The organism is Arthrobacter sp. FW306-1B-G06A, assembly GCF_058781765.1.
On sequence record NZ_JBYSXB010000012.1, the window covers coordinates 1 to 16,289 of the forward strand.

Annotated in this window: 12 protein-coding genes; 2 read left to right on the forward strand and 10 right to left on the reverse strand. The window is 63.2% G+C overall.

The genetic code is table 11. From position 1 onward, the window contains the following. Positions 1 to 381: 381 nt before the first annotated feature. On the reverse strand, positions 382 to 1,437 hold the full coding sequence (locus AC3WJM_RS08340) for a PDDEXK nuclease domain-containing protein (RefSeq protein WP_492271589.1): 1,056 nt from the start codon (positions 1,435 to 1,437) through the stop codon (positions 382 to 384). 504 nt (positions 1,438 to 1,941) lie between these two features. On the opposite strand from AC3WJM_RS08340, the gene AC3WJM_RS08345 reads away from it, so the two are divergent. Beyond that, positions 1,942 to 5,019: an SIR2 family protein gene (locus AC3WJM_RS08345; RefSeq protein WP_492271590.1), complete on the forward strand. Its 3,078-nt coding sequence runs from the start codon at positions 1,942 to 1,944 to the stop codon at positions 5,017 to 5,019. Between the two features lie 447 nt (positions 5,020 to 5,466). On the opposite strand, the gene aroA is transcribed toward AC3WJM_RS08345, so the two are convergent. The 8 genes from aroA to AC3WJM_RS08385 form a co-directional block, all read right to left on the reverse strand. Then, entirely contained in the window at positions 5,467 to 6,771 is a 1,305-nt protein-coding gene (aroA, locus tag AC3WJM_RS08350; protein ID WP_492271591.1) for a 3-phosphoshikimate 1-carboxyvinyltransferase, read from the reverse strand. 157 nt (positions 6,772 to 6,928) lie between these two features. Beyond that, a complete protein-coding gene (locus AC3WJM_RS08355; RefSeq protein ID WP_492271592.1) occupies positions 6,929 to 7,810 on the reverse strand; it encodes an NAD(P)-dependent oxidoreductase in 882 nt (293 codons plus the stop codon). After that, positions 7,807 to 8,397 (reverse strand): RraA family protein, encoded by a 591-nt coding sequence (locus tag AC3WJM_RS08360; RefSeq protein WP_492271593.1) that lies wholly within the window; start codon positions 8,395 to 8,397, stop codon positions 7,807 to 7,809. Before AC3WJM_RS08360 ends, AC3WJM_RS08355 begins: the two co-directional genes overlap by 4 nt. Further along, the gene (locus tag AC3WJM_RS08365) at positions 8,378 to 9,388 is read right to left on the reverse strand and encodes an amidohydrolase family protein (RefSeq protein ID WP_492271594.1); all 1,011 of its coding nucleotides are present in this window, start codon (positions 9,386 to 9,388) and stop codon (positions 8,378 to 8,380) included. Before AC3WJM_RS08365 ends, AC3WJM_RS08360 begins: the two co-directional genes overlap by 20 nt. A 159-nt stretch (positions 9,389 to 9,547) precedes the next feature. Continuing rightward, positions 9,548 to 10,606, reverse strand: coding sequence for an ABC transporter ATP-binding protein (locus AC3WJM_RS08370; protein ID WP_492271595.1), 1,059 nt, complete (start codon positions 10,604 to 10,606; stop codon positions 9,548 to 9,550). Then, a complete protein-coding gene (locus tag AC3WJM_RS08375) occupies positions 10,603 to 11,925 on the reverse strand; it encodes an ABC transporter substrate-binding protein (RefSeq protein WP_492271596.1) in 1,323 nt (440 codons plus the stop codon). Before AC3WJM_RS08375 ends, AC3WJM_RS08370 begins: the two co-directional genes overlap by 4 nt. A gap of 30 nt (positions 11,926 to 11,955) precedes the next feature. Further along, on the reverse strand, positions 11,956 to 12,780 hold the full coding sequence (locus tag AC3WJM_RS08380; protein WP_492271597.1) for a carbohydrate ABC transporter permease: 825 nt from the start codon (positions 12,778 to 12,780) through the stop codon (positions 11,956 to 11,958). Further along, complete coding sequence (locus tag AC3WJM_RS08385) at positions 12,777 to 13,670, reverse strand: carbohydrate ABC transporter permease (RefSeq protein WP_492271598.1); 894 nt, start codon at positions 13,668 to 13,670, stop codon at positions 12,777 to 12,779. The genes AC3WJM_RS08380 and AC3WJM_RS08385 overlap by 4 nt, the downstream gene beginning before the upstream one ends. A 311-nt stretch (positions 13,671 to 13,981) precedes the next feature. Here AC3WJM_RS08385 and AC3WJM_RS08390 point away from each other — a divergent pair, with 311 nt between their 5' ends. Then, positions 13,982 to 14,671 carry an HAD hydrolase-like protein gene (locus AC3WJM_RS08390; RefSeq protein WP_492271599.1) on the forward strand — a complete coding sequence of 230 codons (690 nt, stop codon included), beginning with the start codon at positions 13,982 to 13,984 and terminating at the stop codon, positions 14,669 to 14,671. 68 nt (positions 14,672 to 14,739) lie between these two features. Here AC3WJM_RS08390 and AC3WJM_RS08395 read toward each other — a convergent pair whose 3' ends face one another. Further along, positions 14,740 to 15,816, reverse strand: coding sequence for an alpha/beta fold hydrolase (locus tag AC3WJM_RS08395; RefSeq protein WP_492271600.1), 1,077 nt, complete (start codon positions 15,814 to 15,816; stop codon positions 14,740 to 14,742). Between the last annotated feature and the right edge of the window lie 473 nt (positions 15,817 to 16,289).

The following is a 16,289-nucleotide window of genomic DNA, read 5'->3' on the forward strand; positions in this document are numbered from 1 at the left end:
GGTCAGGCGCCCCCGCCAACCCGGCACGCCCGGGGCGCCTGACCCTGTCCAAAAATACTTGCCGCGCCCGGTCAATCACTTGCCGCCAACGGGCAACTCAACATGCCGCGCCCGGTCATTTCTAACTTGCCGTTGACAAGCACCTGGCCGAGGCTTGGCCAGCAGCCCCACACGCACTTGACTGACCCGAACGACACCGACATTTCCAACTGCCGATCCCCGGACGCTGCGGGAAACGGCTAGCGGCAAGGCACGCATCCGAGAGCTGAGTCGCAATTCTGCCACAGGCTGTGGCAGAAACACGACGGGCAACGACGGCCTGCTGCTGGACTGGGCAGCCTCCTGAGCCGTCAGTATGACGAGATGGCGACCCCGCCGCGATCATTCGTCGTCGATGGATTCCTGGTTCCCGACGGTCCCTTGTTCCAAGGCAGCCGTGATCGCGGCGGGGGAGGGGAGCGCCTCGCGTTCCTTGTCCGGGAGTGTCTCGTACGTATACGAGGTGACGGCGATAGGCTGGGACGAGCCGTCGAGGGCGTATCGGACGGTGGGGTCGTGTTTCGACCCGCACACGAGGATCCCGACCGAAGGCGCCATGCCGGGGAATTTCACGAGGTCGTTGACCGCGGCAACATAGAAGTTCAACTGCCCCAGCTGTTCCGGACGGAACTTGCCAGCCTTAAGTTCAACGACCACGAACCTGTTTGTTGGCACGTGCACTAGTAGAAGGTCTATGTAGAAGTCCTCGCCTTTGACGTCCAGATGATACTGGCGACCGTAGAACGCGAAGCCCCTGCCAAACTCGGCCAACGTCTGGGACATGCGTTGTGTCATAGCCTCCTCGATGGCCAATTCTTCTGCTTCGGTGGTTAGTCCCAGGAAATCCAGTACCAGCGGATCCTTAGCGACGTTCTGAGCCAGCTCGGCACCACCTGTTGGCAGGCGTGCTTCGAGGTTGTTGGGCGCGGCCCCGATCCGCCGGTGCAAGCCCGTGGCGATCTGGTGCTCGAGGACCGTGAGTTTCCACTTTTGTTTGCTGGCCAATTCGGCGTACCAGTCGCGTACTTCAGGGTCCTTCAACTTGAGCAGTTCGATGATGTGTCCCCAGCCCAGTGTCCCGATGCGGTCCCGCACGTCGGCGTCGGAGAAGTCCCAGGCAGCGGCGAAAGACCGCATGTAGAAAAGGTTCGAGCGGGAGAAACCACGCATGTGCGGGAATGAAGCCTTCAGATCTGGCGCGAGGCGCTGCAGGATCTTCGAACCCCACGGTTCCTGCGTCTGTCGCTGCAGAATCGTGGCGCCGATGCCCCGATACATCTCCACCATTGCAGAACTGGCTGCCTGCTGGGCACGTAGCTGTGCGGCGGTCACCAGCTCCTTCAGTGAAGCAAGTGTTCCTATATATCCGCTGGGCAGGTCAGGTTCGATCGTGGGCACGCAACCACACTATCGGCTACCTCAGCCCTCGGTCGCCGGAGTCAGGCGCTTAAATTGTCCAAAGCGCTTTGGACAATTCAGGCGAATGATCGGGCCCGACTAGACGCCCCACGCGTCGAATGTCGACCTCGCAACCACAGTGGTTATCTTGCCGACGTGCAGGCGATGTAGCGGCCGACGCAGCCTGGCGTGTCATATACGCTGCTATCAGCAGCCTCGGCCGGCGGAGAGCGGTGCTCCAAGCCCTCGTTGCTGCGGTCACCGGCTCTGTTCGTCAACGAACTCAAGACCGGAAGATCACGGCGCAACGATTCGTGGCATCGGGCACAACACCCCACCACTCCGACCTGTCCCTCCATAGATCAGAGACACAATGCAAGTTTGCCGCCGAGAACCTGTGCGCCTATCGACCAGAAGTCGGCAGCTCCTGAGATGATGTCTCAGTCTGGGGCAAGGAATGTGTTGCAGATTCGCCATCCGCAGTTTTTAGGCAGGAGTTTTCAATTGCAGGATTTGCAGGATGCCGTAGTCAAAGGCCGTGCGATCTTCGTGGTCGGCACCGGCCTTTCGATCGCCGGCTCCGCTGGAGCGTCGACGGCAAGCTGGGTCGGTCTCCTGGAGGAGAGCCTGGACTATATATCTGACAGGAAAATGGCCCACGAGCAGTGGCGGCCAATGATCGAGCACACGCTTGGGTACGCTCGCACGACAAGCGACACTGCAGCTCTCGTGTCAGTAGCAGGGATGGTGCAAACACAGATAAAGCTTGCCGGGGACTTCGCCTATGCCAAATGGCTGAAGGAAATGGTTGGGGAGCTGAAGCCCGTTGATGACTCCTGGGCTAATGCTCTGGATGGAGTGAGCTGCCCGATCTTGACCACCAATTACGACTCGCTCATTGAGCAGAGCACCGGCCGCCAATCAGCTACCTGGGAGAACGCGGGGGAGATTCAAAGGATACTTGCCAACAACTCCAATAGCGTGGGCCATCTTCATGGCCTTTGGTCAGAACCGGAATCGGTCATTCTGAGTGACCGGGACTACACGAAGCTATTAGCAAGTCAGACAGCTCAAGACTTACAAAAGGCTGCTTCGGCACTCAAGTCAATTATTTACGTTGGAGTCGGGTCGGGCTTGGAAGATCCCAATTTTTCCAGGCTAATCGACTGGCATCGTCGAAGCTTCGAGGATTCTCAGCATCGTCACTACCGGCTCTGCAGGGAGTCGGAGCTAAAAGAACTCCTCGTTGAACATAGAGCAGACCATATCTTACCCGTGGCTTACGGAGATGACTTTGGTGATTTGCCCGCCTTTCTGGCGTCAATATCACCAACCTCTTCGACTCCCGTCCTCCTGTCGCCAAGTGGCCTGGTTCTTGACTCCACGCAGCTGGCTAGGGATGCTCTGGCAGGTCAAGTGCGGCTTCAATCAATCGTCTGTGAGAACTCAGATGACCGAGAAACCCGTGGTGTTGAAGAGCTTATCGTTCCCCCGGTGCTGTACCCGGTCTCAAACGAAAATATGCAAGCGGCCGAACAACTGGCGGCGAAGAAGAAGATCAAAAGGTCGGACCCTTTTGAGGTGAGTCGGTTGAAGGGCGTAGTACTCATCGTCGGAGACGAGAACTCGGGCCTCACTACTGCCCTGCAGTGGCTTCTTGATCAAGCTGCAGCCGAGTCGTCACTTCCGCCCATTCTCTTGGACTTTAACAAGTTCCCTAAAGGTGGGCGTCCATTGATCCAACAGCTGCGTAGCCAGGCTCGCATCTTGAGCCTCCTTCCTCCGGGCGTTGATCAACTGGAGGAGGCTGTGATCGCTATTGATAACGTCACTCCATTTGCCGGCAAACGATGCGACCAAATGATCGAAGATCTGCTCAAGATTAATCCGAGACAGGTCTTCTTAGGTTGTCGCACAGACAAAGAACCAGAGTTCTTGGACCGGCTTACATCGGCCGGTCTGACACCTGAGGTTAGATATATGGGTCGATTCAGCCGGCGAGACGTGGTCAAACTCGTACGTCTTGCTGCTCCAGTGCGACCAGAGCAGATAGCTTCGCGGGTTGTCGCCGTACTGGCGCAGCAGAATCTTCCGCACACCCCATTCATAGTCTCGTTGCTGGCCTCGATCCTCCTGGCCGGCAACGCGATTCAAGCCAACAGCTCACATACGACCTTGTTGGACCAGTACCTAAGTCAGCTTCTGGGCCGCGGCAATGTCGATGAGGACGCACGTTGGTCGTTGGATGCGGGGCTTAGGGAGGCCGTCCTAGCGGATTTGGCCAAACTATTTGTCGAGCAGAGAGCCGGCTCAATCCAGGGATCGGTGGTGAGTAGACGGATAGAGGATTACTTCGAGGCTAGGGACATCTCTGAATCGGCCTTTGAACTACTCAGTTATTTCAGTGCTCAGCGTGTACTGCGAAGCGACGGAAATATGATCCGCTTCAGCCACCACAGTTATTTGTACCTGTTCGCCGCCAAAGCGGCGGCCGACGACTCCGCGTTCCGCGAACTGATCCTTCAAGATCCAACTCTTTTCGCTCCCATCATCAGACATTACGCTTCGCTCAAGCGCCAAGACTCTGACTTGTTGGCGAGAATGGAACTGTATCTCGATGAGTCACAGCATTTGACTGAAGGACGCCCGGCACTTCGTCAGGTCGATGTAGTAGAGGCACCGGAGGAACTTGATATCGCGTTCCTCGGGGACACCAGCAGTGCATCGAGCAGCGCTGTACCCTCACCTGAACTGCCTGAAGAGGAGGAAGTTCTCCCATACAACGAGCCAGAAGCGTTCCCCCTTGCGCTTCCAGAGGACCTGCCTCCAGCCTACCGATACTCGATCGTCCTAGACGTCGTATCTACCGCATTGCGGGACTGCTTCCAAGTTCCTGAACCGGAACTCAAAGCTAGGCTCCTTCGAAAGGTCCTCATCGGGTGGGGCAGGTACTTGGCACTGTTTGAGGCAGATACGGGATTTCGCGAAGCCTTACGCAACGTCGCCGACACCACGGCGGAGGCGTTAGGAATCGAGGATGCGGACGAGCGCGAGTATTTCATCAAACGTCTCACGACGATATTTCCACCGTTAATGGTTACGTCCGGAATCGCGTCCTCGCTCTCCTCCAGGAAGTTGCTGAAGGCGCTGGACAAGGCTATCGAAGACAAGAACTTTACGGCGGATCCAGAGGGGGCAATCTCAGCAGCTTTTATGGTGTTCAACGTCCGAGAGCCCGGTTGGGCCAAGCAACTGAGCGCTGTGAGTGCGGAGCACCTGACTCTAGAAGTCTTCGCTGACTTTTTCTTGAACCTGTGCAGTTTCACGTACTTCGAAATGGACGTGAATCCAGAAGATGACGCGTACCTTCTGAGATACATCTCCGAGCTTTCGGTGGCCGGGTTTAAATTCAAGTCTGAAGTTGAGCGCAAGACTCAGCGCGGACGCGTCGAACAGGCAATCCAAAGACAGCGTTCCCAACGAAGGGCCGTAGCGGCTTCCAAACAGCGAGAGGCCATTGAAACATCGCGAGACGAGCCAGCGTTGACCGCGGGTTCTCATGAGATCTCGGTGGACGCTTAGCTCCTATCCATAAAGATGAGGCTCCAGCTCCAGTTGCCGTCGAGGTTCAGTGAAGAACGTTACCGTCACCCTGCGTACATCGCTGCGAATAGATCTCTTCGCAGGTGGGCGTGGCGTGGCGGCTGTGTGCTGTTGTGGGTCGTTCCGGCATTTCGTCTTGGTGGGGCTCGACATCAGTGTGCTCACCGCTCGAGTTTGAGTCCTCAGCGCTCGGTCGGCACACCGCGACCGCCAGCTTCCTGGTGGCCGCAGCAGCGCGGAGCTACACTCCGTGGGCGGAATACTTGTCGGCTGTCTTCCCAAGCGATGTTGAACCCGGTTTGTGGACTTGTGTTCAGGATTCTTCACGGTCGCACGTCCGGCGACCGCCGGATCCAAGCGCGCGACGGGCTGTTGCACCGCCGTCGCTGAGACAATCCCCGCCGGACCCGGGATTTTCGCAGGTGCTTACTGGCTCAACATTCGGGCCCACATCTTCGGGAACTCCGGCATTGTCTTCGATGTGGTCGCGATGTCCTCGACCTTGACTCCCTCGACGGCGAGGCCCAAGACCGCCCCGGCCGTGGCCATCCGGTGATCACCGTAGCTCTTGACGACGCCGCCGTGCAGCCGCGCGGGGCGGATCAGGAGACCATCCGCGGTTTCTTCAGCGTCCCCGCCGAGACGTGTGATCTCCGCAACGAGCGCGGCCAGGCGGTCCGTCTCGTGTCCACGGGCGTGGGCGATGCCGGTGAGGCGTGATGGAGAGTCCGCCAGCGCGCACAGCGCCGCGACAGTCGGCGCGAGCTCGCTCGTATCGGCGAACTCGGCCCCGGTGATGCGCTCCCCGCCCCGCACCGTCAGTGTGCCGTCTTCGAGCGTCACGCCGGCCCCGAGTTTCGGGAGGATGGTACGCCACGAGTCGCCGACCTGGGTCGTGTGTGCGGGCCAGCCCGGCACACGGACCGTCCCGCGTGTAACGAGCGCTGCAGCGAGGAAGGGGCCTGCATTGGAGAGATCCTGCTCGATCCTCACGTCGAACGCCCGGATCTGTCCCGGTGTGACGAACCAGTGATTGGGGCTCGAATCGTCGACCTCGACACCGAGCTCGCGCAGCACGGCCACGGTCATGGCGATGTGGTCGAGGCTCGGAACGTGCTCGCCGACGTGTTCGAGATGGAGGCCGTTCTCGAAGCGCGCGCCCGCGAGCAACAGGGCCGAGAGGAACTGGCTCGATCCGCCCGCGTCGATCACGACGTGCCCGCCCTGCACGGCACCTGCGCCGTGCACAGTGAACGGAAGCGATGACGGACGGCCGCGGGCGCAGGAGAGGCCGACGCCCAGCGCGTCGAGGGCGTCGATTACCGGACCCATGGGACGCACCCGGGCGTGGGGGTCGCCGTCGAACGCGATCTCGCCGCGGCACAGCGCAGCGATCGGCGGCACGAACCGCATGACGGTGCCCGCGAGCCCGCAGTCGACGGTAATGGCGCCCAGATCCGGGCCCTGCTTCAAAGGGGTGATCTCGAGGTCCCGCCCGTAGCTGCCGTCCCCCGCGATCTCTGTGACGGTCGCGCCCAGTGCCCGTAGGGCAGCGATCATGAGTTGCGAGTCACGCGAGAGCAAGGGCGCACGAAGCCGGCTCGGGCCGTCGGCGAGGGCCGCAAGGACGAGGTACCTGTTCGTGAGCGACTTGGAGCCGGGCACGGCAACAGTTGCGTCAATCGGCCCCTTGGCGAATGGTGCGGGCCATGGGCCGGCCGGGACAGTCACGCGAGTCCTCCGTTCGAGCGCCGGGGTCCGGCGGGCTCCGCGGCCTCGGATGCATCGGCACTTTCCCCCTGGGCCGCTTTGAAGTCTGCGCCAGCGCTGTTGCCGCGCCTAGCGACGTGATGAAGGCGCTGGTGGAGTCGCACGGTCAAAACTGTCGTCACCTGTTGCCCGCGCCGGAAAGCAGGCGCACCACGCGAATGACGGCCGCATGGTCGAGCGCGCCCGCGCCCCCGGCAACAAGGCTCGCCATCTGCTGGGAGGCCACGGATCCCAAAGGCAGAATAACACCGTGACCGCGCGCGGTATCCAGCGCGATGCCGAGGTCCTTGTGGTGCAGAGCGGCCCGGAAACCGGGGGTAAAGTCACCGCCGCTCATGGCGGCACCTTTCTGGCTGAGTACCCGGCTGCCGGCCAGGCCATCACCCAACACCTCGAGCGCCGGCGCAAGAGGCACCCCGGCGGCGTCAAGTAGCACCAGTGCCTCGGCAAGGATGGCCAGATTGCCGGCCACAATCAGCTGGTTGGCAGCCTTGACGGTCTGGCCGGCGCCGGCTGGACCGACGTGCACGATGGTGTGGCCCAGCGCCCGCAGGTACGGGAGTGCCCGGTCGAGCACCGCCGCCTCACCCCCGACCATGATGGACAGCACACGGTTGATCGCGCCCTGTTCGCCGCCGGAGACCGGGGCATCGAGCACGTCCACTCCCCGGTCCTGACCGTATTGGGCGATCCGGCGGGCGGCATCCGGGCGGATGGTGCTCATGTCTACGAGCAGGCTTCCGCGTGGCATCGCGGCAAGCAGGCCATCCGGGCCCAGAGTGACCTTCTCGACGTCCGGCGTGTCCGGGAGCATCGTGATCACCAGGTCGCAGCGTTGTCCCAATTCGGCAAGGCTGTCGGCCGCAGCCCCGCCGCGGCGGACAAGGTCGTCCGTCCGGGCTTGGCTTCGGTTGTATCCGATCACGTCGTGACCGGCGTCGAGCAGCGCGGCCGCCATGGGCAGGCCCATGATGCCCAGACCGACGAATCCGATACTCATCGGGACGCCCTTGAGGCACGGGCAATCAGGTCGGCGTCTTCCTGCTGACGCTGTCGGGCGTCAATGAGGACCTGTCCTTCCCGGTCACGGGGGACTACGACGACCCCGTCGGTGTCTGCCACCACGAGGTCGCCCGGGTTGACGACCACGCCCGCGCACTGGATCTGGCCGCCGACGTCGCCGTCCCATCCCTTGTTCGGGCCGGCGGCACAGATGCCGCGTCCAAAGACGGTGAAGCCCAGCTGGCGGATCGCCTCGACATCGCGGACCGCGCCGTCGACGACCAGGCCGATCACACCGGCGCGCATGGCCTCCATGGTGCGAACCTCACCCCAGACGGCCCGGTCCGTGAAGCCACCGGCGTCGACAACGAGGATGCTGCCGGCCGGTGCCGTCTCGATGGCGCGCAGCAGGGTGTTGTTCTCGCCCGGCATGCTCCGGGCAGTCCATGCCCGCCCAAGCAGAGTGCCGCCGACGATCGGGCGCATGGTCGCGTGCATGGCCTGGAATCGGTTCAGGCAGTCGCAGACGGTGCCGCTGGGCAAGCCCCGCCACTTCTCGAGGTCGTCAGCGTGAGCGGTAGCCATGAGTTACTCCTTGGAGGCTTTGGGTGTGAGTCGGTTGGTTCAAGCGTTCGAAGAGTTGCTGAGCGTTGCGGTGCCGGATCAGGTCGAGGTCGGCAGCGGACAGCAACGGGGTCTGCGCGATCCGATGGGCGGACGAGGCGATCTGGGGTTGGGGAGTGAACGGCCAGTCAGTCCCGTAGAGCAGCTGGCTCGGCGGTGCCAGTTGCAGGAGCGAGGCCAGCTGTGTGTCGAGCGGGAACCCGGCCAGGTCGTAGTGCAGCCGACGCAAGATGGCCAGGGCGTCGACGGGCTCGGCACCGTGCCGCTCAGCCGTCATTTGGCCGAGCGTGTGGATCCGGTCAGCGAGCGACGGCAGGGCTCCGCCGCCGTGCGGGACGATGATTCTCAGCCCCTTGTATCCCCCCAGCGCACCTTTCAGAATGAGGCCGGTGATGGCCCGGGTGGTCTCAATTGGGAACTCGATGATGCTGCGTGGCTGACCAAAGGACGTCTGCTCCCAACACGGTGGCGACGTGGGGTGGACGAAGACGACGGCGCCCCGGCGGTCGAGTTCGTCAAGGACGGGACGAAACCTTTCATCGAACAGGTAGATCCCGCGGTAGTTTGTCAGCAGCACCACCCCGTCGGCCTTGAGCTCACCCAGTGCGTATTCAATCTCTTCCAGCGCGCTGTCCACGTCAGGCAACGGCAGGGACGCGTAGAACCCGAACCGGTCAGGGTGACGGGCGACCAGCGCCGCCGCATCCTCATTGACACCACGGGCGAGCACCACCGCCGAGCGGTCGTCACCAAAATGGACACCCGGAGATGAGACAGACAGGATGGCCACGTCTACGCCGAGATCATCCATTGTGCGGAGGGCCTGGCCAACCTCCCACTCCGGCCATGCCGCCAAACCGTCCGGGCCCGGAATTCCACACTGTTCGTAAGCCGTCCTATACCTCTCGGGCAGGAAATGTGCGTGAACGTCGATGCTTCCTCGTTGACTCACAGCGATCCCTTCATCCGGCGACAACGAAGCATCGCACCGCGGGCTGCAGCCGAACAAGCAGGTCCTCGACGCCGGCGAAGGAACTCATTCTGACTTCGCTGGCCCTTTTCGGATAGCGGCGCTCGAACGCCTCGCCGACTGGCGGTACCAGCTCCCCGGTCACAGGCGTGCCTCGATCCGGTTGCCATGGATGTCGAACCGGTGGACGCGGTCAGCGGGGGCGTGGGCGGTGATCCTTTCGGGTACGCGATCATCGGCCCGGAGGCGTATCCGGACGGATTCCTGGCCCCAGCGGAAGTGCACAATGCGCTCGGTGCCGATCAGATCGGCGTCGATGACCGGGCCCGAAAGGGCAAGTGCGTTGGGGGAATCGCCAAGGAGGAGGTCTTCGGGGCGGATGCCCAGGGTCCCAGGCGGCAGTCCAAACGGCTGCGCCTTGAGGAGATTCATCGCACCCAGGAATCCCGCCACGAAGGTGGTTGCCGGTGAGCCGAAGACCTCCTCGGGGGTGCCGGAGTGCTCGATTCTCCCATCGCGGAGCACGACGAGCTGGTCTGCGAGGGCGAGCGCCTCGGTCTGGTCATGGGTGACATAGACCATGGTCGTGCCCAGTTGCCGTTGCAGGGCACGGATCTCGGTGCGCATGCTTACCCGCAGCTCGGCGTCCAAGCTGGACAGCGGTTCGTCCATGAGCAGTACGCTGGGGCGGCGCACGAGTGCTCGGCCGATCCCTACGCGTTGGCGTTGCCCGCCCGAGAGTTGTGCCGGTTTTCGCTCTAGCAGGTGATCGATCTTCAGCAACTCGGCCACGTTCGTGACCCGTTCCCGCCGTTCGGTCTTGGAGACCCCTGCCATGCGCAGGGGGTATTCGATGTTGCCGTAGGCGGTCTTATTGGGGTAGAGCCCGTAGTTCTGGAAGACCATCGCGACGCCGCGCTTGCGGGGGTCGACTTCGGTGACGTCGCAGTCGCCGAGGTGGATGCTGCCATCGCTGGGGTTTTCCAATCCTGCGATGCAGCGCAGAAGGGTCGTCTTGCCGCATCCGGAGGGCCCCAGGAGGACCGTGACCGCGCCGGACGGGCAATTCAGGTCGATCCCTCGCAGCGCGCTTGTACCGCCGGTGAAGGTCTTGGTGATGCCCTCGCACCGGACATCGGCCGAGCGGTCCATGAGCCTGGTGTCGGAAAAGGGCGCGGTGGTGGGGTCGGTGATCGTCACGGCAGCAGGGCTTCGGCTTGGCTGGTGGCGTCGGCCAACGCCTGGGGCACGGTCTTGGTGCCGCGGCGGGCAGCGAGGAAGTCATCGCTGACCAGGGTCATGATTTCTGCGGCGTGCCGGCCGGGGAACTGGTACCAGGGCACGACGTCCGGGATTTCGGACACCGCGGCCGACATGAGGGGGTTTTCGCGGTAGAAGGGGGCGAGGTACTGCTCGCTGGTGGCGGCGACCTTGTTGGGGGTGAGGTACCCGCTGGCCTGTGTGAGAGTGGTGGCGCCGGCTGGGCTGGTGAGTTCGGCGATGACCGCGCGCGCTGCCGCCTGCTTGTCGGGGTCTTTGGCCAGCACCACTAGACCGCCGCCGGCTGCTGGTGCCCTGCGGGTGCCGCCGTCGGGGGTCGGGAGGGTCGTTGTGCGGATCTGAAAGGCGGGTTTGGCCGACTGCAGTCCCACGACAAGCGAGCTGCTCTGGAGGAACATGGCAAGGTCGCCTCGCAGGAATGCATCCTGTACCGTCTTGCGGTCCATCGGCTGGCCGAGCCCGGAGGTGGTGATGTCCGTCCAGTACTGGAGGATCGAGCTGACCTTGGGGTCAGTGAGGGTCAGCTTGGTCTCGTCGGCGTTCATCAGGGCCCCGCCGTTGGAGAGGATCAGGCTCTGATAGTTCCACAGCCCGGAGCTGTCGGTGTCAAGACCGACTCCATAGCGCGCCGCGCCGGTCGAGACGATCTGTTTAGCGGCGGTGCGCAGCTGTGACAGGGTAGCCGGCGGCTGCTCGGGGTCGAGGCCGGCTTTGCGGAAGATGTCGGCGTTGAAGTAGAGAAGGGTTACCGAAATGCCGTAGGGAATGGCCCAGGTCTTACCGTCTCGTTTGCCGAGTTCGAGAAAGGACGGGTAGAAATCGGCTGGGGCGAACGTGCCGCCAGTGGTCAGGTAGGGGTCCAGCGGCTGTGCGAGTCGCGCCTCGGCGTACGTGCGTACCGAGTTCAACCCGACGAGTGCAAGGTCCGGTGGGTTGCCCGCCGCCAGTCCTGCCTGGACCCGTTGGTCCACGGCCTCGTAGCTGTTCTGGCCGACGTTGTTGAGCTTGACGGTGATTCCGGTGCGGCGGGTGAAGTCCGCGTTCAGCGTCTTGGTCAGGGCTGTGATGTAGCCAGGGCTGTTCATGAACGCCAGTTCGACTTCGATCGGATTGGCAGGGTTGGGTGAGCGGCCGGCGGCGCCCGTGGTGGAAGGGCCCGCACTGCAGGCGGCGGCGAAGGTGGTGAGGAGGCCCGCGCCCGCGACGAGTGCGGTGCGGCGAGACAGGGTGACAGACATGGGTAGCTCCATTGGTGGGGTGGTTGTGGATTAGTCGTTGTTGACAGAGAATGCGATGCCGCGGACGAATTGTCGTTGTGTGGCGAGGAAGGCGAGCATCAGGGGCAGCACGGCCAGTGTGGCGGCGGCCATCTGGAGTCCGTAGTTGCTAAAGGACTCGGTGGTGGCGTAGGTGGCGATGGCGTAGGGCACGGTCGCTGCGCGGTCGGTCTGCAGCACGACGGAGGGCCAGAACAGGTCGTTCCAGTGCGAAACGACGCTGAACACGCCCAGGGCGACCAGCGCAGGTCCCATGTTGGGCAGCGCGACCCGCCAGACCAGCGCGATCGGGCCGACTCCGTCGAGGCGGGCTGCGTCGAACAGAGTCTGCGGGAGGGTGAGGGCGAACTGGCGGAAAAGGAAGACTGCGAACGCTGAACCGGCGAACGGCACCACAAGCGCAGCGAGGCTGTCGGTCCAGCCGAGCCGGGCCAGCATCACGTAGTTGGGCAACGCGATGACCTGAGCCGGTACCACCAGGCAGGCCATCACGAGCAGCGTCGCCACCTTCTTGCCGGCGAATTCGGAGCGGGCGAGGGCGAATCCGGCCGGCAACCCGATCACGACCTGGGCTGCGAAAATCAAGACGGTCATCACCAGTGTGTTGGCGTAGAAGCGCAGCCATGGTTGCTGCTCCCATACCGTAGCGAAGTTCGACAGTGTGAAATTGGAGAATCCTCCGTGGAGAGAGGTGCCGGTGGCGGTGAACGCGGTCTGCAGCATGACCGCGAACGGCAACAGCATCACCACGGCACCGGCGGCGAGCAACAGGTGACGGACGAGCTGGCCCAGTAGGCGTCGAGTGTGCATGTTCATCGGGTGCCCGCCGCTTCCCAGCGACGCCCGAAGGTCCGCAGCTGCAAGAGGGTCGCGCTGAGCAGAATCACCAGAAGGACCAGGTTCACCACGGAGCTACCGCCGATGTCCAGGAACTGGATGCCTCTGCGCCACAGCAGCACCGACAGGGTCTGTGAGCTGTTGAGCGGTCCGCCGTCGGTCATTACTCGTACTTGGTCGAATACCCGTAGCGCGTCGCGCATGGTGAGCACGAGGATGAATACGGTAGCGGGGCCGAGGGCGGGCCAGGTGACGGCCCAGAACCGGTGCCAGGCCCCGGCACCGTCGAGGGCCGCGGCCTCGTGTAGGTGGGCGGGAACCCCCGACAGTCCGGCGAGGAACAGGATCACGGCGCTGCCCAGGCCGGCCCAGCTGCCAACCACGGCCACCGCCGGCAACGCCAGCGTCGTGGAATCCAGCCAGTGCCGCAGCCCCAGCAACGGGCCCAGGGTGGCGTCGACGAGCCCGCTGTCCGGGTAGAACAGAAAGCGCCAGACAACCGCCATCGCCGTCAATGTGGCCGCGACCGGGAGGAAATATGCACTGCGCCAGAATCCGGCGCCGCGGGACACGCCGTGGATGAGCAGTGCGACCACCAGACCGCCGCCAATCGTGACCGGCACCGTGATGAAGGTGTAGGCGATCGTGTTCACGGTGGCCTGCCACAGCTCCTTGCTGGGCAGCACCCGATCGAAGTTGCGCAGCCCGACAAATTGGAAGACCTGGCTGATCGGGTCGTAGTCGAAGACGGTCAGCACGACTGACAGCAGCACCGGCACCAGCACGAAGACGCCCATCAGCAGCATCGCCGGACCGGTCATTGCCCAGCCAAAGGCGTGCTCGCGCCGCTTCTGTTTCGGTTTTCTCATGACCAAAACATTATGGAAACCGGGGACCCCTGTAGCGACCGGCAGGTAAACAAGAATGGAACATTCCACATACAGATGATGTTTGTGGACCGTTCTTCCAGAGCCTTGAAGTAGGGTCACTGCAGTGACGGCGATGACACGCGGGGCAGCCCGGGCAGGGTTGGTGTCCAGCACGCTTCTACGATCACGCGTGGCCGGCGCCCCCGGATTCTAAAGGAAGCGTCCTAAAGCGGCCCTCCCAAGAGCGGCGCCATGGAGAAGCTCCTGTGAGTTCTCGATCTCAATACCAACAACCGAAATATGAGGATTAGATGACAAGCGGCGATTGCCTCAATAGCTTTGACAGAGTGCTTCCCCGGCTGCTGGTGGCCGATCTGGTCGGCACCACCATCGCCGATCCTGTGGAAGCTGCGATCAACGATGCACTCGCCTACGTGGGCTCGGACCGCGTGGATTCGGGAAGGCTCGCACCGCTGCGCGGTGGCCTGAAGAAGCGCGACGTGTTCGCCGCACTCCTTGGTGACGGCGACGGTAGGGTAGACGCCGCCTATCACTACTTTGAACGCGCCGTGACCGACTCCATTCAGGCGGGCAGGGTCCCACCCATTCCTCACGCCGAGAATGCGCTGCGAACATTGGCCGACGCCGGCGTCACTATCGCATTCACCACAGGTTTGACTCAGCATCACTGTCCCCAGCTCATTGAATCTCTCGGGTGGACAGACCTTGTTGCGTGTGTAATCTCAGCCGAAGACACCAGCCGCGGTCGCCCGTATCCTGACATGATCTTTGAAGCGATCGTGCGTACCGGGACGCATTCAGTCCGAGAGACTGCTGTCGTAGGGGACACCACCAACGACCTTTGGTCAGGTGACAACGCCGGAGTCGCCCTCAATGTCGGCGTTCTGACGGGTGCGCACACTGTTGACCAGCTACGGACTGCGCCACATCACGCGCTCCTTGAAAGCATCGCCCGGCTTCCCGAATTCCTACATCTATAAGCCAGGGGTTTCCCGCATCGGAGCGGGGTTTTCGAGGCGGGCCCGGACTGACTGACCTGCCTGTTCGGTCAGGCACTTGGTCCGGTGGCGCGGCGCCACAGATCGCTGCTGGAGGCGATGAGCTCGGCAATGGCCTGGGCCGTTGCATGTGCGCCCCGGCGGCCAAGGAAGAAGAAATGGTTTCCTTGGACGATGCGAGTGAGGATCTCCGGCGCCTGGTGGGCGAGTCGAAGGATGTCGGGCCAGCGGTCGGTCGTCGATTCGGCGGCGTGGAGGGTTCGGGCGAGTTTTTCCAGGGTCACCACCGGCCAGCGCATGTGGTTGGTGAGGGAGTTCGGATCGTCGCGGCTGGTCGGCGCGATGGCGGCGCACACTGGGAACTCCTCCCATCGCCCGTGGCCACTGGCTGTTTCGTAGTTGTCCAGACTGGTAATGCTCGACGTGCCGTCGAAGATCTGCAGCTCGCCCCGCAGCCCGAGCGCATGCAGGCCGCAGTAGTAGCGGCGGTATTCCGGCTCGGTCATGATCGCGCCTCCGCCTTCCACAGGGTCGCTGGCCTGGCGGTAGAAGTCCTGGTACAGGGTCTCACCAGAGACGCCGTAGGCGCCACAGTCCCACAGCCCCTCCGGGGTGAGCGACGCGACACCGTCGGGAAATGGTCCGCGGGCCAGCATCGGTGCTGCTGCCGCCATCGCAATGAAACAGTCGACCTGCAGGCCGAGACACTGGGCGGCGGTGGTGAACGGATGCACTGCCCTCCCTCCCATGCTCCAGGCGCACAGGACCACGTGGTTGTCCAGTCCCCGCTCTGCTATGACTCGCGCGGTGACTGCGGCCGCCGACTGTCCCCATTCGCCGATTGTCAGGTCCGGATGAGCATGAGCGAACACCTCGTTCGAGGACGGGTAGGAGAGCGCAAGCACGGGAAAACCCTTCGCTCCGAGCGCATGAGCGAGGAATTCGGTGCCGTCGGCACCGGGATGACCGTAGAAGATGCGGGCGAGGTGACCGCCTCCTGGCAGCAACACGATCAAGGGACGAGCCGGTGATCCGGGCTGGAAGTAGGCCAGCACCTCCCGGCCGCCCACGCAGGCCAGCCGCTCGACACCGGCATGTACTTCAAGCCCGGGAGATGGCCACGTCACGCTGGGACCGCTAGGCACTTGTCACCTCGTCACGCCGAGGGTGCGTGCCACCGGAGAACGCACCCGTCACCTTGGCTGCGGCTGAGTTTGCACTCGGAGAAGATGGTTGCGGGAGTGGTGGGTCCGCGGCGGAGCCCGATCTCGGACCCGGCGTTTTCGGAGGCGGGGTGCTCTCCATATTGAGGGCGGCCAGGACGCAGGGGAGATCGGGGTCGGGCACGAAAGCCTCCAGTCTGTGCCTGGCTGCGATGCCGTTCGTGCTGGCGAAGAGTTCAGGGGAATGCTTGGGCCGGTCAAGGCGAATGCCGGCGGACGTTGCGCCGAGGACGGTCGTGTTCGCGGGCCAAGCCGTCTTCGTTTCCAGACCAATTCCGGGTTCCGCCCGTGACGGGGATGTGGTGCGGGTGGGCGGCCACGGGCGGGCGGATGCAACTGTTGGTGGCCGCGATCCGGGCCCGCTCCCGTTGTGGGCG